The 18,966-nt window shown below is 68.8% G+C and carries 17 protein-coding genes; 13 read left to right on the forward strand and 4 right to left on the reverse strand.

Annotation, left to right across the window (positions count from 1 at the left end; translation table 11 throughout):
• Nucleotides 1–12: 12 nt before the first annotated feature.
• From ACSQ2H_RS19420 to ACSQ2H_RS19430, 3 genes are read right to left on the reverse strand one after another with little or no spacing between them, the layout of a single operon-like run.
• Nucleotides 13–3,144 (reverse strand): efflux RND transporter permease subunit, encoded by a 3,132-nt coding sequence (locus ACSQ2H_RS19420; RefSeq protein ID WP_436063012.1) that lies wholly within the window; start codon nt 3,142–3,144, stop codon nt 13–15.
• Nucleotides 3,141–4,238: an efflux RND transporter periplasmic adaptor subunit gene (locus ACSQ2H_RS19425; protein ID WP_436063013.1), complete on the reverse strand. Its 1,098-nt coding sequence runs from the start codon at nt 4,236–4,238 to the stop codon at nt 3,141–3,143. The genes ACSQ2H_RS19420 and ACSQ2H_RS19425 overlap by 4 nt, the downstream gene beginning before the upstream one ends.
• 1 nt (nt 4,239) lies before the next feature.
• The gene (locus tag ACSQ2H_RS19430) at nt 4,240–5,676 is read right to left on the reverse strand and encodes an efflux transporter outer membrane subunit (RefSeq protein WP_436063014.1); all 1,437 of its coding nucleotides are present in this window, start codon (nt 5,674–5,676) and stop codon (nt 4,240–4,242) included.
• 241 nt (nt 5,677–5,917) lie between these two features.
• Here ACSQ2H_RS19430 and ACSQ2H_RS19435 point away from each other — a divergent pair, with 241 nt between their 5' ends.
• Complete coding sequence (locus tag ACSQ2H_RS19435) at nt 5,918–7,567, forward strand: M28 family metallopeptidase (RefSeq protein WP_436063015.1); 1,650 nt, start codon at nt 5,918–5,920, stop codon at nt 7,565–7,567.
• Nucleotides 7,568–7,584: 17 nt separating this feature from the next.
• On the forward strand, nt 7,585–8,388 hold the full coding sequence (locus tag ACSQ2H_RS19440; protein WP_436063016.1) for a DUF72 domain-containing protein: 804 nt from the start codon (nt 7,585–7,587) through the stop codon (nt 8,386–8,388).
• 74 nt (nt 8,389–8,462) lie between these two features.
• Here ACSQ2H_RS19440 and ACSQ2H_RS19445 read toward each other — a convergent pair whose 3' ends face one another.
• Entirely contained in the window at nt 8,463–8,771 is a 309-nt protein-coding gene (locus ACSQ2H_RS19445) for a hypothetical protein (protein WP_436063017.1), read from the reverse strand.
• A 238-nt stretch (nt 8,772–9,009) separates the two neighbouring features.
• Here ACSQ2H_RS19445 and ACSQ2H_RS19450 point away from each other — a divergent pair, with 238 nt between their 5' ends.
• The 11 genes from ACSQ2H_RS19450 to yihA all read left to right on the forward strand — a co-directional run bounded on the left by ACSQ2H_RS19450 (nt 9,010) and on the right by yihA (nt 18,949).
• Nucleotides 9,010–10,938, forward strand: coding sequence for a methyl-accepting chemotaxis protein (locus ACSQ2H_RS19450; protein ID WP_436063018.1), 1,929 nt, complete (start codon nt 9,010–9,012; stop codon nt 10,936–10,938).
• Between the two features lie 126 nt (nt 10,939–11,064).
• Complete coding sequence (locus tag ACSQ2H_RS19455) at nt 11,065–11,982, forward strand: SDR family oxidoreductase (protein ID WP_436063019.1); 918 nt, start codon at nt 11,065–11,067, stop codon at nt 11,980–11,982.
• Between the two features lie 45 nt (nt 11,983–12,027).
• Nucleotides 12,028–12,330 carry a hypothetical protein gene (locus ACSQ2H_RS19460; protein WP_436063020.1) on the forward strand — a complete coding sequence of 101 codons (303 nt, stop codon included), beginning with the start codon at nt 12,028–12,030 and terminating at the stop codon, nt 12,328–12,330.
• A gap of 95 nt (nt 12,331–12,425) precedes the next feature.
• Nucleotides 12,426–13,049, forward strand: coding sequence for a TetR/AcrR family transcriptional regulator (locus ACSQ2H_RS19465; RefSeq protein WP_436063021.1), 624 nt, complete (start codon nt 12,426–12,428; stop codon nt 13,047–13,049).
• 5 nt (nt 13,050–13,054) lie between these two features.
• Entirely contained in the window at nt 13,055–14,107 is a 1,053-nt protein-coding gene (locus ACSQ2H_RS19470) for an alpha/beta hydrolase (protein ID WP_436063022.1), read from the forward strand.
• Nucleotides 14,088–15,065, forward strand: coding sequence for an NADPH:quinone oxidoreductase family protein (locus tag ACSQ2H_RS19475; RefSeq protein ID WP_436063023.1), 978 nt, complete (start codon nt 14,088–14,090; stop codon nt 15,063–15,065). The genes ACSQ2H_RS19470 and ACSQ2H_RS19475 overlap by 20 nt, the downstream gene beginning before the upstream one ends.
• A gap of 16 nt (nt 15,066–15,081) precedes the next feature.
• Nucleotides 15,082–15,831: a type I methionyl aminopeptidase gene (gene map, locus ACSQ2H_RS19480; protein ID WP_436063024.1), complete on the forward strand. Its 750-nt coding sequence runs from the start codon at nt 15,082–15,084 to the stop codon at nt 15,829–15,831.
• A gap of 76 nt (nt 15,832–15,907) precedes the next feature.
• Nucleotides 15,908–16,042, forward strand: coding sequence for a 50S ribosomal protein L34 (gene rpmH, locus ACSQ2H_RS19485; RefSeq protein WP_056017364.1), 135 nt, complete (start codon nt 15,908–15,910; stop codon nt 16,040–16,042).
• A 34-nt stretch (nt 16,043–16,076) separates the two neighbouring features.
• Complete coding sequence (gene rnpA / locus ACSQ2H_RS19490; RefSeq protein WP_436063025.1) at nt 16,077–16,475, forward strand: ribonuclease P protein component; 399 nt, start codon at nt 16,077–16,079, stop codon at nt 16,473–16,475.
• A 12-nt stretch (nt 16,476–16,487) separates the two neighbouring features.
• Nucleotides 16,488–18,302 carry a membrane protein insertase YidC gene (gene yidC, locus ACSQ2H_RS19495; RefSeq protein WP_436063026.1) on the forward strand — a complete coding sequence of 605 codons (1,815 nt, stop codon included), beginning with the start codon at nt 16,488–16,490 and terminating at the stop codon, nt 18,300–18,302.
• The gene (gene yihA / locus ACSQ2H_RS19500; protein WP_436063027.1) at nt 18,299–18,949 is read left to right on the forward strand and encodes a ribosome biogenesis GTP-binding protein YihA/YsxC; all 651 of its coding nucleotides are present in this window, start codon (nt 18,299–18,301) and stop codon (nt 18,947–18,949) included. The genes yidC and yihA overlap by 4 nt, the downstream gene beginning before the upstream one ends.
• The last annotated feature ends 17 nt before the right edge of the window (nt 18,950–18,966 follow it).

Raw genomic sequence — 18,966 nt, forward strand, 5'->3', positions numbered from 1 at the left:
CAACGGCGCCGCTTAGAGGCGGTCCTCGGGCACGGCCTCGCCGGGCGCCTCGCGCGGGGTGATCAGCTTGGCGAGCTTGGGGCGCAGCCAGTTCTCGAAGTCGTCGACGAACTCGTAGACCACCGGCACCAGCACCAGCGACAGCAGGGTCGAGGTGATGAGGCCGCCGATCACCGCCACCGCCATCGGCTGGCGGAACTCGGCGCCCTTCTCCAGCGCCAGGGCGGTCGGCAGCATGCCGGCGGCCATGGCCACGGTGGTCATGACGATCGGCCGGGCCCGCTCACGGCAGGCCTCGATCAGGGCGTTGCGCTGGGGCATGCCCTCGCGCTCGCGCTCGATCGCGTACTCGACCAGCAGGATCGAGTTCTTGGCCGCCAGACCCATCAGCATCAGGAAGCCGATCAGCGAGGGGATCGACAGCGACAGGTTGAAGATGAAGAGGCCGATGAAGGCGCCGCCGACGGCCAGCGGCAGGGCGGCGAGGATGACGATCGGCTTGAAGAAGCTTTTGAACAGCAGCACCAGCACGGCGAACATCAGGAACACCGCGGTGGCGAAGGCGACGACGAAGCCGCCGAACATCTCGGCCATGGCCTCGGCGTCGCCGATGGCGCTGGGGGCGACCCCGGCCGGCAGCTTCTTCATGATCGGCAGCTTGTGGACCTCGCTGGTCGCATCGCCGAGCTCGACCCCGTCGGCCAGCTCGGCCTGGACGGTCATCTGGCGTTGGCGGTTCAGACGGTCGATCCGGGCGGGACCCGCCTGGAACTCCACGTCGGCCACGGCGCCGAGCGTCGTCGAGCCGCCCGTCGCGGTCGGCAGACGAAGCTGACGGACCTGTTCGATGTCGGCGCGCGCCGATTCCGGCAGACGGATCCGGATCGGGATACGCCGCTCGCCCTCGTTCATCTTCGGAATGTTGGCGTCGATGTCGCCGACGGTGGCGACGCGGGCCGCCTGGGCGATCGTCGCCACCGAGACTCCGAGGCGCGCGGCCTCGTCGGCGCGGGGACGGATCACCAGTTCGGGGCCGATCGGCGGGTTCTTCGGACGCGGATCGGTGACCTTGGTCAGGGTCCGCATCTGGCGCTCGAGCTCGAGGCTGGCCTGTTCCAGGGCCTTGGGATCGGAGCTGGTCAGGATCTGTTCGAACCCGGCCGAGCCCTGGCCGTCGAGGAAGTTGAGCCGCACGTCCGGCACCGCAGCGATCTGGGCGCGCACGCGGTCCTTGAGCTGGTTGCCGGTGACCTTGCGGTTGGCGTTGAGGAGCACGGTGATGGTGCCGTTGCGCAGGTCGCTGCCGCCGCCGCCGCCGCCGGGACCGAAGTTCGCCACGGTCGAGCCGACCTGGCTGAAGACGCCCCTGACTTCCGGCTGGTCGGCCATGACGAGGGTGGCCTGCTGAACCGCGCGCTCCATGTCGCCGATGGTCGCCCCAGGCGGGCCCTGGACGTTGATATAGACGTAGTCGGGATCGCCGGGCGGCTGGAAGCCCTTCGGCAGGAAGGCGATCATCGCCGCCGAGCAGACGAACAGCAGCAGGCCGGCGATGGAGGCGATGATGCGATGCTCCAGCGCCCACTTGAGGGCGCTGGGATAGAAGCCCTCGAACGGCTTCTGCGGCCGTTGGTGGACGTTGGGCTTGAGGAAGTAGGCCGCCATCAGCGGCGTCACCAGGCGGGCGACGAGCAGCGAGAACAGCACCGCCACCGAGACGGTGAGGCCGAACTCCTTGAAGAACTGACCGGGGATGCCGGGCATGAAACTGACCGGCGTGAACACCACGACGATGGCGAAGGTGGTCGCCACCACCGCCAGGCCGATGGCGTCGGCGCCTTCCAGCGCGGCCTTGAACGGCCGCACGCCGCGGGCCACCCGTTTTTCGATGTTCTCGATCTCGACGATGGCGTCGTCGACGAGGATGCCGATGACCAGGGTCAGGGCCAGCAGCGTCACTAGGTTCAGCGAGAAGCCGGCCATCTTCATCACGAAGAAGGTCGGGATCAGCGAGATCGGCATGGCCAGCACGGTGATGGCCGTGGCGCGCCAGTCGCGCAGGAACAGCAGCACCACCAGCGCCGCCAGCACCATGCCCTCGAGCAGCACGTGCTGGGTGGCGCGGAAGTTGGCGCGGGTCTCGTCGACCGAGGCGTAGATCTTGGTGAACTTGACGTTGGGATCGGCCTTGGCGATCTCGGCCAGCTTGGCGTTCACCCCGTCCTCGACGTCGACGTCGGACGACTCCTTGGTCTTGCTGACCTGGAAGCCGACCACGGGCCGGTTGTCCAGGCGCGCGAAGCCGCGCGCCTCGGCCGAGCCCTCGCCGATGTCGGCGACGTCGGTGAGGCGGACGAAGCCGCCGCCGCCGGTGGCGATGGTCATGGCCCGCAGCTGATCGATCGTCTCGGCCGAGCCGAGCACGCGGACAGTCTGCTCACGGCCGCCGACCTGGACGCGGCCGCCGGGCGCATCCTGCTGGAAGGCCATCAGGGCGTTGTTGACCTCGGCCGCGGTCAGGCCGCGGGCGGCCAGCTTGTCGGGATCGACGACGACGTTGATCTCGCGCGCCACGCCGCCGACTCGGGAGATCTGGGCCACGCCGCTCACGGTCTGCAGATCGCGGGCGATCTTGTCGTCCACGTACCAGGAGAGCTGCTCGTCCGACATCGACGGCGCTTCGACCGCATAGGTGATGATCGGGAATGCGTCGTCGATCTCGACCCGGGTGACGGTCGGCTCGTCGATGTCGCGCGGCAGGACCTGGCGGGTCTGGTCGACCTTGGCGCGGACTTCGTCGGTCTTCTTTTGAAGATCCTCGCCCATTTCGAACTGGATGGACGTCGTCGAGACGCCCTGGGTCACCACCGACTGGATGTTCTTGACCCCGGTGATGCCCGACATGGCGTCTTCGACCGGCCGGGTGATCTGGGTCTCCATTTCCCCGGGCGCGGCGCCACTCTGGGTCACCGTGATGGCGACCACCGGGAACTGGATGTTCGGGAACTGCTTAACCGCCAGCCCCGAATAGGCGATCATGCCGGCGATCAGCAGGCCGATGAACAGCAGTGCGACCGGAACCGGGTTGCGGATCGCCCAGGCCGAGATCGGGAAGCCGGAGCTCCCGCCTTGATGCTCGCTCATTTGGCCCTCGCGGCGGGTTGCGGCGCGGCGGCTTGCGGCGCAGCGGCCGCGCCGGCTTCGACCGGTTTCACCAGGTCACCGTCGAGCAGGAACGAGGCCGCGTTCTGGACCACGCGGGCGCCGGCGGGCGGGCCCTTCACGATCTGCACGAGGCCCGAGCCGCGCTGGCCGGTCTGGACGGCCACGTGCTTCACGCGGTTGTCGTCGCCGACCACCATGACCGCCGCGCCGCTGGCGTCGTAGCGGATCGCGGTTTCAGGCAGGGCGAGCGTCGAGGCGCTGGCGTCGGCGAAGACCGCGCGGGCGAAGCCGCCGGCGCGGATGTCGGGACGGGCGGGCAGCAGCACGCGCACCTGGCCGAGCTTGGTCTGGGCGTCGATCTGCGGGCTGACGATCCGCACCGTGCCCTGGGCCTGGCCGCCGCCCGGCAGGGTGACGGTCGCGCCCTGTCCGACGCGGATGCGGGCCAGGTCGTCCTCGGACATGTCGGCGCCGAGCTCCATCTGGCCGTCGCGGGCGATGCGGAACCAAGGCGAGCCGCCGCCGGCCGACAGGTCGCCCGGACGAACGGTGCGCTCGAGGATCACGCCGGACACCGGGGCGACGACGGCGAGCTTGGCCAGGCGGGTCTGCAGGTCGCGCAGGTTCGCGCGGGCGGCCTGGGCCTGGAAGCGGCGCTGGGCGATCTGCTCCTGGGCGAGCACGCCCTGGCCGTCCAGGTCGGCGACGCGCCTGGCCTGGTCCTCGGCCTGGGCGGACTGCGCCTCGGCCTGGGCGATCTGAGCCTGGAGAAGGGCCGGGTCGAGTTGCACCAGCACTTCGCCGGCGCGGACGGTGTCGCCGACGTCGGCGTTGACGCGCAGCACCCGGAAGCCGCTGACCTCGGCCGCCACGGCGGCCTCCTCGCGGGGGCGCAGCGTGCCCGAGGCGCTGAGCGCTCCGGAGATCGCGCGCGGTTCAAGCCGCACGACCGTCACTGCGCGCGCCTGGGCGGCCGGGTCCTTCTTCGGCGGCTCCTTGGAGCCGCAGGCGGTCAACGTCACGGCGGAAGCCAGGCCGGCGGCGAGGGCCAGGATGGTCTTGGTTCTCGTCACTTCAGCGAGCCTCTTTGTTGGTCGGGGCGGCCTCAAGCGGCCAACCGCCGCCGAGCGCCTTGTAGGTCTGGACCGCGCGGCGCATGGCCTGCACCTGGGCGGCGGTCTTCAGGGTGCGCACGGTGCGCCAGGCCCGCTCGTTGTCGAGCGTGGTCTGCAGATCGGTGAAGCCGGCGACGTAGCCTTTGCGCGACGCCTCGTAGGCGCGGCGGGCGCGAGCCTCGCCGTCCGTCAGCAGGTCCACGCGGCGGCGATCGGCCTGCAGCAGGACCAGCGCGTTCTCGGCCTCGCCGAAGGCGGTCTGAACGGCCTTTTCGTAGGCGATGGCGGCTTGTTCGGAGCGGGCGTCCTGAGCCTTCATCTCCGAGAGCAGGCGCGGAATGTCGAGCACCGGGACGACGACGTTGGCGCCGATGCTCCAGCTCTGGGTCGTCGCCGAGTAGCCGGGCTGGTCGTTCTTCTGCAGGCCGATGCCCGGCGCGAGCTTGAAGGTCGGGAAGAAGGCCAGCTTGGCGTAGTCGAGGCGGCCGAGGGCCGAGGCGAGCATCGCCTCGGCGCGGCGCACGTCGGGGCGACGGGCGAGCAGCTCGCCGGGGATCACGTCCGGGACCTGCGGCGCCACGCCGACCTCGGCGTCGATCGGCAGGGCGGCGATCGGCTCGACGCCGCGGCCGGTAAGGATCAGCAGATCGCGACGCGCGGCCTGCAGCTCGGCTTCCAGACCGGCGACCTGGGACCGGGCCTGGGCGAGGTCGCCGGCCACGCGGTCGGCGTCGGCGGTCGAGGAGATGCCGCGCTGCGCGCGGATGTCGACCACGCGGTAGAGCTCGGCCTGGATCCGCTCGGTGGCGCGGATGTCGTCAAGTTGGATGGCGATGCCGCGAGCTGCGAAGTAGCTGTCGGCCACCGCGGCCGCGAGGCTGGCGCGGGCCGCCTCGTAGTCGAGCCGCGCGGCCGCCATCTCGGCGTTGGCGGCGCGGCTGGCGGCGAAGATGCGGCCGAAGAGGTCGATCTCCCAGCTGACGTCGAAGTTGGCGGTCTCCGTGCGGCTGTCGCCGGTGCTCGAGAAGCCGGGAATATTGATCGCGGTCCCGTCGATCACCTTGCTGTCGGTCTCGGTGATCGAACCGCGGGGATTGCCCTGGGGCAGGAAGCTGGTCAGCGCGCCGGAACGGGTGGCGCGCGCCTCACGCAGCTTGGCCGCCGCGCTGCGCGCGTCGGGGCTGTTGGCCAGCGCCTCGGTGATCAGCGCGGTGAGCTGCGGGTCGTCGAACCCGGTCCACCAGGTTTCGAGCGAGGGGGCGGCGGAGATCGCCGGCGAGGTCGGCGCCTCGTAGGCGGCCGGAAGGCGGGTATCGACGTCGCGGGTGGAGGCGCAGGCCGACAGCATCAGGGCCAGGCCGGTCACCGATCCGACCGCAGGGGAAACTAGGCGCATCGCTCTTTTCATCACTATCGGTTTGCGACACCGCCCACCACGCCGGGCGCGACTAGCACACGCAGCGCGGACCTCGATACCGGCGTTCCGTTCTTAGCTGCGGTCATGCTTCAGGTCGATTGCTGAGAAGAGACAATCGGCAAAGCGAAACACAGGTGTCGCAAACCGGTCGCATGGCACTGGCGCGAGACCACGCCGCGAACTAGGGTTCCGCGCAATTCCACCCCCATTTGAGTGAACTATGAAACAGTTTCTGCTCGCTGGCGCCGCGATTTGGGCCGTTTTCGCCGCCCCTGCCCTCGCCGGCGACATCAACCCCGCCAAGATCGCCGAGCACGTGAAGGTGCTGGCGTCCGATGAGTTCGAAGGTCGCGGCCCGGCCACCGAAGGCGAGAAGAAAACGGTCGCCTACATCATCAACCAGTTCAAGGACGCCGGATTGAAGCCGGGTGGAGATCTGGTGGAGGGCCAGCGCGCCTGGACCCAGGACGTGCCGCTGGCCCGCTTCGAGATCAAGGGCCCGGTCAGCGTCGGCGTCACCGCCGGCGGCAAGACCCAGGCCTGGACCCAGGGCGAGGACGTCGCCCTGCGCGCAGCCCAGACCGGCGCGACGCAGGTCGCCGTCAAGGACGCCCCGATCGTCTTCGTCGGCTATGGCGTGACCGCGCCCGAGCGTAACTGGGACGACTTCAAGGGCGTCGACCTGAAGGGCAAGGTCGCCCTCGTGCTGGTCAACGATCCCGACTTCGAGACCGGCAAGGGCGACTTCGGCGGCAAGGCGATGACCTATTACGGCCGCTGGACCTACAAGTACGAAGAGGCCGCGCGCCGCGGGGCGATCGGCTTCCTGGTGGTCCATGAGACCGCGCCGGCCTCCTACGGCTGGGCGACGGTGAAGAACTCGAACACCGCCCCGCTGTTCGACATCATCCGCGACAAGCCGAGCGAGGCGCACGCCCTGCTGGAAGGCTGGATCCAGCGCGACCGCACGGTCGAGCTGTTCAAGGCCGCCGGCCTCGACTTCGAAACCGCCAAGAAGCAGGCCCAGAGCCGCGACTTCAAGCCGGTCGAACTGAAGGGCGCGACGTTCTCGACGAACTATGGCGTCGACGTGCAGAAGATCGTCTCGAAGAACGTGGTCGGGCTGATCCCCGGCGCCAAGCGCCCGGACGAGACCATCATCTATTCGGGCCACTGGGACCACCTGGGCGTCGGCCTGCCGGACGCCAAGGGCGACACGATCTACAACGGCGCGGTCGACAACGCCGACGGCATCGCCACCATGATCGAGATCGGCCGCGCGTTCGCCAAGGGCCCGCAGCCGGACCGCTCAGTGGTGTTCCTGGCGGTGACCGCCGAGGAAAAGGGTCTGCTGGGCTCGGAATACTACGCCGCCAACCCGCTCTACCCGCTCGGCAAGACGGTCGCGAACATCAACATGGACGCCCTGTCGCCGGCCGGCCCGGCCAAGGACTTCACGACCTCGGGCGACGCCGCCTCGACCCTGCAGGACGCGCTGGTCGCGGTCGGCAAGAGCCATGGCCGCTACTACACGCCGGACTCCAAGCCGGAGGCTGGCCTGTTCTTCCGCTCGGACCACTTCCCGTTCGCCAAGCGCGGCGTGCCGGCGATCTCGTTCGGCTCGGGCTATGACCTGGTGAGCGGCGGCAAGGAGGCCGGCGCGGCGTGGTCGAAGGCCTACACCGCCGACCGTTACCACCAGCCGGCCGACCACTTCGACGACAGCTGGAACCTTGAAGGCATCGCCCAGGACGGCCAACTGATGTTCGAGCTGGGCCGCCAGTTGGCCGACTCCGCCACCTGGCCGGAGTGGAAGGCGGGCTCGGAGTTCAAGCTGACCCGAGACGCGACCGCGTCCGACAGGAAGTAGCAAAGGCGAGGAACGAGATGGCGCAGGCAGGTCAGATCCGGGCCGGCATCGGGGGCTGGACCTTCGAGCCGTGGCGCGGGGTCTTCTATCCGCAGGGCCTCAAGCACGCCGACGAACTGGCCTACGCCAGTCGCCATCTCACCGCGCTGGAGATCAACTCCACCTACTATTCCAGCCAGAAGCCGCAGACCTTCGCCAAGTGGGCGGCCGCCACTCCGGACGGCTTCAAGTTCACGGTGAAGGCCTCGCGGTTTTGCACCAACCGCCGGGTGCTGGCCGAGGCCGGCGAGTCCGTCGGCAAGTTCCTGACCCAGGGGATCGTCGAGCTGGGCGACCGGCTCGGTCCGATCCTCTGGCAGTTTATGCCGACCAAGAAATTCGACGAGGCCGACTTCGCCGGCTTCCTGGACCTATTGCCCAAGAGCCAGGACGGGCTGGCGCTGCGCCACTGCGTCGAGGTCCGCCACGCCAGCTTCGTCGACCCGGCCTTCGTGAAGATGTGCCGCGAGCGCAACGTGGCGATCTGCGTCTCGGAGAACGAGAACTATCCGCTGATCTGCGACATCACCGCGGACTTCGTCTATGCGCGGCTGCTGATGGGATCGGACACGATCGAGACCGGCTATGTGGCCGAAGACCTGGACGCCTGGGCCGAACGCTTCGGCGAATACTCGAAGGGGCGGGTGCCGGGCGACTTCACGCCGATCGACCGCACCGGGCCGGCGGAAGGCCCGCACGAGACCTTCGTGTTCTTCATCCACGAAGGGAAGGTCCGCGCCCCGGCAGCGGCGCAGGAACTGCTGAAGCGGGTGGACGCCTAGCCCCACAACGCAAAACGCCCCCGGCCGTAGCCGAGGGCGCGATCTGCAAGAATTCGAATTCTTGTTGCGGCTGCTTACGCGCCGCCGGGGAAGCGCATCGGAACCTTCACGGTGCCGGTCTTCGAACCCATCGGCAGAGCATCGGCCACGCACAGGGCGGCCTTGTCGAAGCCCTTACCAGACTTGCTGTCTTCCAGCACCTTGCAGCCCGAGAGCTTGCCGGCTTCGGCGTTGCACTCGAGCATCACCACCGCCGCGTCGCGGGTGTTGGCGTGCTTGGTCAGGCACTTGGTCATGCTTTCTTGGAAGTCAGCCGCAGCCGACGCGCCGGCAAACGCCAGGCAGAGGGCGACACCGCCGCCGATTTTGATGAGATTCTTCATGGCCCCACTCCTTTCTAGATAACGGACGCAGGCCCTGTATGAGGCATTCAGGTTAAAAGAATCTGATGGCGGACAATTAGATTTGGTTAATGCGCAGTAAACACGACAATCACAATTGTTGTGTCTTTATATATATTGCGCACGTGAAGTCGGGATAATGCGGATTTCCAGTGACGATTGGTTAGCAACCTCCCGTCATTGTGAAGCTAAGGATACTACCTAGTCGGGGGAAACTTAGGTGAAGCGCTTTCGGCTCGTCGACCTGCCGCTGATCGCGAAGATCGGCTTTGCGCCTGCTTTCGCACTGGTGATGCTGGCCCTTACGGCCGGCGGCGCCGTCATCATCCAACGCGGTCAAGCCGCCGACCTGAAGCAGGTCGTGCACACCGACCTGCCCAACGGCCTGCGCCTGCAGCAGATTTCGGAGCGCATTACTGCGGTCCATGGCCAGCTCTACTTCCTGCTGACCCACCAGGCCGCGTCGATCGACACTGACAAGATCGAGGGCGAGAGCCAGGAACTGCTGGCCGAGGTCGACGCCATCACCAAGGAAGTGCAGGCGATGGAGGCCAAGGCCCCCGCCGCTCAGAAGAAGTCCTTCCAGGATCTGATCAAGGCCCTCAAGGGCACCCGCGACGCGCTCGACGTGATCGCGGCCATGATCACCACCGACTTCAGCACCGCCGCCGGGTTTGCTGCTCCGTTCGAGCAGGAATACACGAACATGACCGGCATGCTGAACAAGATCGTCGCCGCCAACAACGCGATGACCGACGCCAACGCCAAGGCCAGCGAGGACCGCTCGCAGACCGCGCAGATGGTCCAGATGGTCGCCGCGGTGGCGACCCTGCTGATCGCCGGCGCCCTGGCCTGGGCGCTGACCATGATGCTGCGCCGCGACGTCAAGCAGATCGCCGGCGCCACCGAGGCCCTGGCCCGTGGCGACAGCTCCATCGATCTCGACAAGCTGGCCCGCAAGGACGAGCTCGGCGCGATCGTGTCGTCGCTGACCGTGTTCCGCGACAACCAGCTGCACCTCGAGAAACTGCGCGTCGAGCACGAGCAGACCGAGGCCGCCGCCGAAGTCACCCGTCGTCAGAACGCCGACGCCGCTGCGGCGATCGCCGAAGAGCAGGCGATGGTGGTCAACTCGCTGGCCCGCGGCCTCGACAGCCTGGCCGCCGGCGACCTGACCTATCGCCTCGACGCCGAGTTCCCGGGCGACTACCGCAAGCTGCGCGACGACTTCAATGCCGCCTCGGCCAAGCTGGAAGAAGCCATGGCCGCCATCGCCGGCGCCACCGCCTCGATCCAGTCCGGCGCGGGCGAAATCAGCACCTCGGCCGACGACCTCTCGCGCCGCACCGAGCACCAGGCCGCGACGCTGGAAGAAACCGCCGCGGCGCTGGACGAGATCACCGCCACCGTCAACAAGACCTCGGAAGGCGCGAGCCACGGCCGTGAAGCCGTCGCCGCCGCCAAGACCGACGCCGAAGAAGGCGGCCTGGTCGTCGGCCGCGCCATCGAGGCGATGGGCCAGATCGAAAGCTCGGCCAAGCAGATCAGCCAGATCATCGGCGTGATCGACGAGATCGCCTTCCAGACCAACCTCCTGGCCCTGAACGCCGGCGTCGAAGCCGCCCGTGCGGGCGAGGCCGGCCGCGGCTTCGCGGTCGTCGCCTCGGAAGTGCGGGCCCTGGCCCAGCGCTCGGCCGAAGCGGCCAAGGAGATCAAGACCCTGATCAGCGCCTCCAGCCAGCAGGTCGCCTCGGGCGTGAGCCTGGTCGGCGAGACCGGCAAGGCGCTGGAGCGCATCGTCCGCCAGGTCGGCGAAATCTCGACCGTGGTCGGCGAGATCGCCGCCAGCGCCAAGGAAGAGGCCCTCGGCCTCGGCCAGGTCAACACCGCGGTCAACCAGATGGACCAGGTCACCCAGCAGAACGCCGCCATGGTCGAGCAGTCGACCGCCGCCAGCCGCGTGCTGGCCGACGAGGCGCAGGAACTGGCCCGGCTGGTCGCGCGCTTCCGGGTCACCGGCGGCGGCGTGCAGACGGCGACCCGCACGGTCGGCGCCCCGCGCACCCGCCAGCCCGCGCCGCGCACCCGCGGGGCCACCGCCCTGGCGGCCGCGACCCACGCCGACGAGGACAGCTGGGAAGAATTCTAGAGATAAGAAGACGTCCAGGAACGGAGGGGTCGCCGCGAGGCGGCCCCTTTCTCGTTGCGCCGCGTCCCGCTTGACCGACGCGGCGTCAGGCCATGCGCAGTTCCCGCCGCAACGGGAGAAAACGCCATGGCCCAGTTCACCGCCGACGACCTGATGTTCAAGCCGGGCCTGATGTCCGGCGAGCGGATCCTGATCACCGGCGGCGGCACCGGCCTGGGCAAGGTGATGGCCGAGGCGCTGCTGATGCTGGGCGCCGAGGTCTATATCTGCGGCCGCCGCGGCGGGGTGGTCGAGGCGACCGCCAAGGACCTGATGGCCGCCCACGGCGGCAAGTGCGTGGGCCTGGCCTGCGACATCCGCGTGCCCGAGGCGATCAGCGAGATGCTGGACACGATCTGGGCCGACGGCGGCGCGCTGAGCGGCCTGGTCAACAACGCCGCCGGCAACTTCATCAGCCGCACCCAGGATCTGTCGCCGCGCGGCTTCGACGCCATCGCCAACATCGTGTTCCGCGGTTCGTTCTTCGTGACGCTGGAATGCGGCAAGCGCTGGATCGCCGAAGGGCGCCGCGCCTCGGTGATCTCGATCCTGACCACCTGGATCTGGAACGGCGGGCCGTTCACCGTGCCCTCGGCGATGTCCAAAGCCGGCATCGCCACCATGAGCCAATCGCTGGCCGTGGAATGGGGCCAGCACGGCATCCGCTTCAACAACATCGCCCCCGGTCCCTTCCCGACCGAAGGCATGAGCGCGCGGCTCAATCCCAGCCAGGGCGAAGAGACCGGCGGCGCCTATTCCGACATGAGCGGCAACCCGATGGGGCGGGTCGGCGACATGCGCGAGCTGGCCAACCTGGCGGTCTATCTGCTGCATCCGCTGTCGGCCTATGTGAACGGCCAGACCATCGCCATCGACGGCGCGGCGTGGCAGGCCTCCGGCGGCAACTTCTCGCGCCTGACCGGCTGGGGCGACAGCGAGTGGACGGCGGCCAAGGAAGCGATCCAGGCCACCAACGCCAAGGATCGCGCGGCCCGCACCGTCTGAGCATGGTTAACCGCCCCTTAAGGCGCGGCGGCCCAAGCCTTCGCCATGCGTATCGCCCCGCTCCTGCTGATCCTGGCCCTGGCCGCGTGGCCGGCGAACGCTCAGCAGGCCCTGCGCGGACCCGTGCAGCCGGAGCCGGCGCGTCCCGTCGCCGCCGCCGCGGCCCAGCCGACCGAGGCGCTGCCGGCGCTGATCGCGCCGCTGGCCCCGAGCCCGGCCAACGCCGATCGCTGCCGGCTGACCTGCGCCAGCGACTACTATGCCTGCCTGTCGACCGAGACGGCGGAGGACTGCGCGCCGCACTGGAGCCAGTGCCGCAGCAACTGCGCCGCCGCGGCCCGCAGATAGCCCATCACTCCGAACCCGGAGCGTTTCTTCGCCTTGGCTTCCGGCCCGCGCTGGACGTAATATGACGGGCGTCACCTTTCCGAGTCAGGCCTGAGATGTCCGAAGTCGCCTATCTTCCCGCCGGCAAGCGCGAACTGACCAAGGTCGCCAACCGGCAGGCCATCCTCGACGCGGCCCGTAAGGTGTTCGGCGAGCTCGGCTACGAAACCGCGACGGTGCGCGACATCATCCGCGGCACCGGCCTGGCTGCGGGCACCTTCTACAACTACTTCAAATCCAAGGACGAAGTGTACCTGGCCCTGGCCAGCGAGGGCGCGCGGCAGTTCGCGCCGCTGCTGAAGGCGCACCGGGCCCAGTCGGCCGGCTGGGAAGAGTTCCTGAACGCCGCCATCGAAGCCTACTTCCTGTTCCTGGCCGACGCGCACAAGAGCTGGCTCAGCCAGCGCCCGCCCGGCGAGACCCAGCCCCACGTCCACGGCGAGACGCCTGAGATGGCGGCCGTCTTCAACGAGGTCCGCGAAGCCATCGTCGAGGAAATGGCCAACGGCGGCGCCCCGGTCACCGACCCCGACTACCTGGCCGCCGCCTGCATCGCCGTCGCCCGCGACGTTGGCGAGAAGATGCTGGCCCGCCGCCCGATCGACACCAAGGGCGCCACCCAGTTCGCGGTGGCGATGATCCAAGGCGGCCTGAACGGCCTGCGACGGGCAGAGGACTAGGCGGGGTGGCGAACGTCCAGCGCGCCCTCGCCAGAACCCTCCTCTCGCTGCCCGCTCCCATCCTGCGCCTGATGTCCGGCGGCGCGGCCGTCTATCGCGGCGGGCGCACCCTGGACCCGCGGTTCCAGTTCATGGCCGCCCAGGCCGCGCGCATGCCCGCCATGACGGCCCTGTCGCCTGAAGAGGCCCGCCGCACCACCGCCGAGGGCGGCAAGGTCTATGGGGGGCGGCCGGAGCCCGGCGTCCGCGTCGAGCCCCTGACCATCCCAGGGGGCGAGCGGGGCATCCCCGCGCGCCTCTACAGGCCCGAGCAGCAGGATCCGGCCGCGCCGGCCATCGTCTTCGCGCACTTCGGCGGCGGCGTGATCGGCGACCTGGACACCAGCCACGCCTTCTGCGGCATCCTGGCCAAGGTCGCCCGCGCGCCGGTGGTGTCAGTCGAATACCGCCTGGCCCCCGAGCATCGCTTTCCGGCGGGCCTGGAGGACGTGCTGGCGGCCTATCGCCATGTCCGCGACAACGCCGCCCAGTTCGGCGCCCCGGCCGGTCAGGCGATGATCGGCGGCGATTCCATGGGCGGCAACTTCGCCGCCGTGGTCTGCCAGGAGCTGGCCCGCGCCGACGAGCCGCAGCCGGCCCTGCAGCTGCTCATCTATCCGTGCGTCGACGTCGCCAGCCAGACCGCCTCGATGACCACCTATGCCGAGGCCTTTCCGCTGTCGCGGGCGACGATGGACTGGTTCATGGGGCACTATATGGGCCCGGACGCCGACCCGGCCGATCCGCGGCTGTCGCCGATCCGCCAGGACGATCTGGCCGGGCTCGCGCCCGCGGTCGTCGTCACCGCCGGCTTCGACCCGCTGGTCGACCAGGGCGAGGCCTACGCCCGGCGCCTGCGCGCGGCCGGCGTGCCGGTGGTCTATCGCTGCTATGACGCCATGGCCCACGGGTTCACCGCCTTCACCGGCGTGGTGCCGTGCGCCGACGTGGCGTGTCGGGAGATTGCGGGCCTGGTCCGCGAAGGTCTGGAGGGACGTATTGCGCGCGCTGCTGGTTGAGGAACTGAAGCCTGAGTACGGCGGCTGCGTCCTGAAGGAAGTCGAGACCCCGGTCCCCGGCCCGGGCGAGGTGCAGGTGCGCGTGAAGGCCGCGGCGGTGAACTTCCCCGACCTGCTGCAGACCCGGGGCGAGTACCAGCACAAGCCGCCGCTGCCGTTCATTCCCGGCATGGAGATCGCTGGCGAAGTCAGCGCCCTGGGCGAGGGCGTCGACCAGTTCCAGATCGGCGACGCCGTTGTCGGCGGCGCGCGGATCGGCGGCTTTTCCGAGTATGCCGTGACGCCGGCCGCTGGCCTGCGCCGCAAGCCCGAGGGGCTGTCGTTCAGCCAGGCGGCGGGCTACGCCACCGCCTACCTGACCGCCTACGTCTCGCTGGTGCGCCGCGCGGCGGTGCAGCCGGGCGAGTGGGTGCTGGTGCACGGCGCGGCCGGCGGCGTCGGCCTGGCGGCGGTGGACCTTGCCAAGCACCTGGGCTGCAAGGTCATCGCGGCCTCCGCCTCGGACGACAAGCTGGCCATCGTGCAGCGCGAGTATCAGCCCGACGCCGTGGTCAACGTCAGCGGCGGCTTCCGTGAGAAGGTCAAGGAGATCACCGGCGGGCGCGGCGCGAACGTCATCTACGATCCGGTCGGCGGCGACGTGTTCGACGAGAGCACCCGCTGCATCGCCTTCGACGGCCGCCTGCTGGTGGTCGGCTTCGCCTCGGGCCGGCTTCCCGTGCTGCCGGTCAACATGGCCCTGATCAAGGGCTTCTCGGTGATGGGCGTGCGGGCCGGCGAGTACGGCCGCCAGTTCCCCGAGAAGGGCCGCGAGAACCAGGCGGCGATCTGGGACCTGGCCGCGCAGATGAAGCCGCGGGTCGACCAGGAGCATCCGCTGAGCGACTGGCGCGCGGCCTTCGACTCGCTGGCCGAGCGCAAAGTCGTCGGCAAGACCATCGTGCGGCCCGATCTCTGACCTATATACTCAGCCCATGACCGTCGAACACGAACACGAACTCGAGGGCCTGAAGGCCGCCGGCCGTCTGGTCGCGCGCACGCTGGAGGCCATGGGCAAGGCGCTGGAGCCGGGCATCACCACCCGCGAGCTCGATCAGCTGGGCCGCCAGATGCTGGAGCTGGAAGGCGCCCGCTCGGCGCCGGAGCTGACCTACAACTTTCCGGGCGCGACCTGCATCTCGGTCGCTCCGGACTGCGCGCACGGCATTCCCGACGACCGCCGCATCGAAGCCGGGACCCTGGTCAATATCGACGTCTCGGCCGAGCTGAACGGGTTCTTCGGCGACACCGGGGCGAGCTTCGCGGTGCCGCCGGTCAAGCCGAACATCGAGCGCCTGTGCCGAGACGGCCGCCGGGCCATGTGGGCCGGCATCCGCGCCGTGCGCCCAGGGGCCAAGCTCAACGAGGTCGGCAAGGCCATCCAGGGCTTCGCCGACAAGAACGGCTATTCGCTGGTCACCAACCTGGCCAGCCATGGGGTCGGGCGCTCGCTGCACGACGAGCCGGCCGAGATTCCGACCTGGTGGGAGCCGGGCGACCGCCGCCGGATTCACGAGGGCCTGGTGTTCACCATCGAGCCGTTCCTGTCACTCGGCGCCGACTGGGTCGAGGAGGGCGACGACGGCTGGACGCTGACCCCGCCGGGCCACGAACCGACCGTCCAGTACGAACACACCCTGGTCGCAACCAAGCGCGGACCGGTAATCCTGACCCTGGCGGCCTGAAAACGCAGGAGAAGGTTGACTCCTCTCCAAGGCTCCCTTAGAGACCGCCGCTCAATTTTATACCGGAGTTGATCTCGTGAAGCGGACTTTCCAACCGTCCCGACTGGTGCGTGCACGCCGTCACGGTTTCCGCGCGCGCATGGCGACCAAGAACGGCGCCAAGATCGTGGCTCGCCGTCGCGCCAAGGGCCGCAAGCGCCTGACCGCCTAAGACGCATCCGCGTCTTAGAGCCTGAGGTGTCGGCATGACCGACGCCCCTAAAGTCATCGAAGGCATTCAGAAGCGCTCGGACTTTCTCGCCGCCGCGCGGGCGTCTTCGCACGCCAAGGGCGCGGTGGTGATGCAGGCCCGTGATCGGGCCGACGACTCCCCCGTCATTCGCGTCGGCTTCACCGCCACCCGCAAGATCGGCGGCGCCGTCGTGCGCAACCGCGCCAAGCGGCGCCTGCGCGCCGCCGCACAGGCGATTTTGCCGCAACTCGGCAAGCCCGGCTTTGACTATGTTTTGATCGCTCGCAACGGCGCGCCCACCCGGGCGTGGCCGCGTTTGCTTGACGATGTGAAAACCGCGCTGATAAGCCTCGCGGCCGAAAGCGACAGCCCGTCCCGCGCCTCGCAGCGCGCCCCTTCTTCCTCCGCCTGAGCGCGCGTCCCCATGCAAGAGAACAACAACCGCAACACGATCATCTTCGTGGTCAGCGCGGTTCTGATCCTGATCGCCTACCAGTTCTTCGTGCTGGATCCGGCCGCCAAGAAGCGCAACGCCGAGGCCGCGCGCCAGAAGGCCGCCGCCGCCGAAGTGCAGGCCGCCTCGGGCGCGGCGCCCGCCCTGCCGGGCGCGCCCAGCGCCAAGCCCGGCCCGGTCGTGGTTTCGCGCCAGGACGCCGCCGCGGCCAGCGCCCGCGCGCCGATCGCCACCCCGGCCCTGACCGGCTCGGTCTCGCTGCGCGGCGCGCGCATCGACGACCTGTTCCTGAACAACTACCGCGTGGCGGTGGCCAAGGACTCGCCGCCGGTCGAGCTGCTGCGCCCTGAAGGCGCCAAGCACGCCTTCTTCGCCGAGTTCGGCTGGACCGGAGCCAACCTGCCCGGGCTGCCCAACGCCGACACTGTCTGGCAAGTGGTCGAGGGTTCGACCCTCGCGCCCGGCCAGCCGCTGGTGCTGCGCACCTCGAACGGCGAGGGCCTGACCTTCACGCGCAAGATCGAAGTCGACGACAAGTTCATGTTCACGGTGACCGACACCGTGGCCAACACCGGCGCGGGTTCCGTGACCCTGGCCCCCTACGCCTCGGTCCAGCGCCAGGGCGTGCCGGCCGACCTCGGCCGCAACCAGATCGTCCACGAAGGCGCGATCGGCTGGCTCGGCGGCGAACTGCGCCAGCTGAAGTACGCCAAGTGGCTGAAGGAGGGCGGCCTCAACGTGTCGTCCGTCGGCGGCTGGACCGGCATCACCGACAAGTACTGGCTGACCGCCCTGATCCCCGATCAGAAGGAACACATCCAGAGCCAGTACCGGGTGACCAAGTCGCTCGCCGCCGACATCTATGAAGCCAACTATGTCGGCCGCCCGCACATCATCCCGGCCGGCAAGCAGGTCACCGAGGTCACCCGCCTGTTCGCCGGCGCCAAGACCGTGCCGCTGCTGAAGGAATACGAGACCAAGCTCGGCGTGCCGCACCTGGACATGGCCGTGGACTGGGGGAACTTCTGGTTCATCACCCGGCCGATGTTCATGTTCCTGGACTTCATCTTCCAGAAGGTCGGCAACTTCGGGATCGCCATCCTGCTGCTGACCGTGGCCGTGAAGCTGATCTTCTTCCCGCTGGCCAACAAGAGCTACGAGTCGCTCACCAAGATGAAGAAGGCGCAGCCGCAGGTCGAAGCGCTGCGCGCGAAATTCAAGGACGACCCGGCCAAACAGCAGCAGGAGCTGATGGCCCTGTACCAGCGCGAGAAGATCAACCCGCTGACCGGCTGTCTGCCGATGCTGGTGCAGATCCCGGTCTTCTACGGCCTCTACAAGGTGCTGACCGTCACCATCGAAATGCGCCATGCGCCGTTCTTCGGCTGGATCCAGGACCTCTCGGCCAAGGACCCGCTGACGATCTGGAACCTGTTCGGCCTGATCCCCTACAACCCGGCCAACGTGCCGGTGATCGGTTCGATCCTGAACTCCGACCTGCTGCACCTGGGCCCGATGGCGCTGCTCTACGGCGTCACCATGTACCTCTCGACGGCGATGAACCCGCCGCAGCCGGACCCGATCCAGCAGAAGATCTTCCAGTTCATGCCAGTGATGTTCACCTTCATCATGGCCCCGTTCGCGGTCGGCCTGCTGATCTACTGGACCTGGTCGAACGTGCTGACGATCCTGCAGCAGTACGTGATCATGCGCCGCTTCAAGGTGGACAACCCGATCGACCAGATCATCGCCAAGGTCACCGGCAAGCCGAGAGAAGTCGGGTGAGCCAGGACCCGCTCTTCACCGAGGACGAACTGGAGGCCGCGCGCATTCTGTTCGCGCGGCAGGCCAGCTTCCTGATGGGAGCGGTCTCGGTCGACGGCCTGCCGCCGGGCGACCTGCCCGAGGTCGCCTTCGCCGGCCGCTCCAACGTCGGCAAGTCGTCGCTGATCAACGCCCTGGTCGGCCACAAGGGCCTGGCCCGCGCCTCCAACGAGCCGGGCCGCACCCGCGAGGTGAACTTCTTCGTGCTGGACGACCGCCTGCGGCTGGTCGACCTGCCCGGCTATGGCTGGGCCAAGGCCTCGAAGGTCGAGGTGAAGAAGTTCCAGAACCTCGGCCGCGACTTCCTGCGCGGCCGCGCCAACCTCAAGCGCGCCTATCTGCTGATCGACGCCCGCCACGGCCTGAAGGCGGTGGACGAGGACCCGATGGCCGCCTTCGACAAGGCCGCGGTCTCCTATCAGATCATCCTGACCAAGGCCGACAAGCTGAAACCCGCCGAGGTCGAGGCCGTGCGCCTGCGCACCGAGGCGGCGATCATCAAGCGGCCGGCGGCGTTCCCGCGGGTGCTGGCGACCTCGTCGGAGAAGGGCCACGGCATCCCCGAGCTGCGCGCCGAGATCATGTCGGCCTGCGAGATCACGCTCTAGGCGCAGACGCCGCACTG

Source organism: Phenylobacterium sp. LjRoot97 (genome assembly GCF_964254345.1).
In the GTDB taxonomy this organism is placed as follows: Bacteria; Pseudomonadota; Alphaproteobacteria; order Caulobacterales; family Caulobacteraceae; genus Phenylobacterium.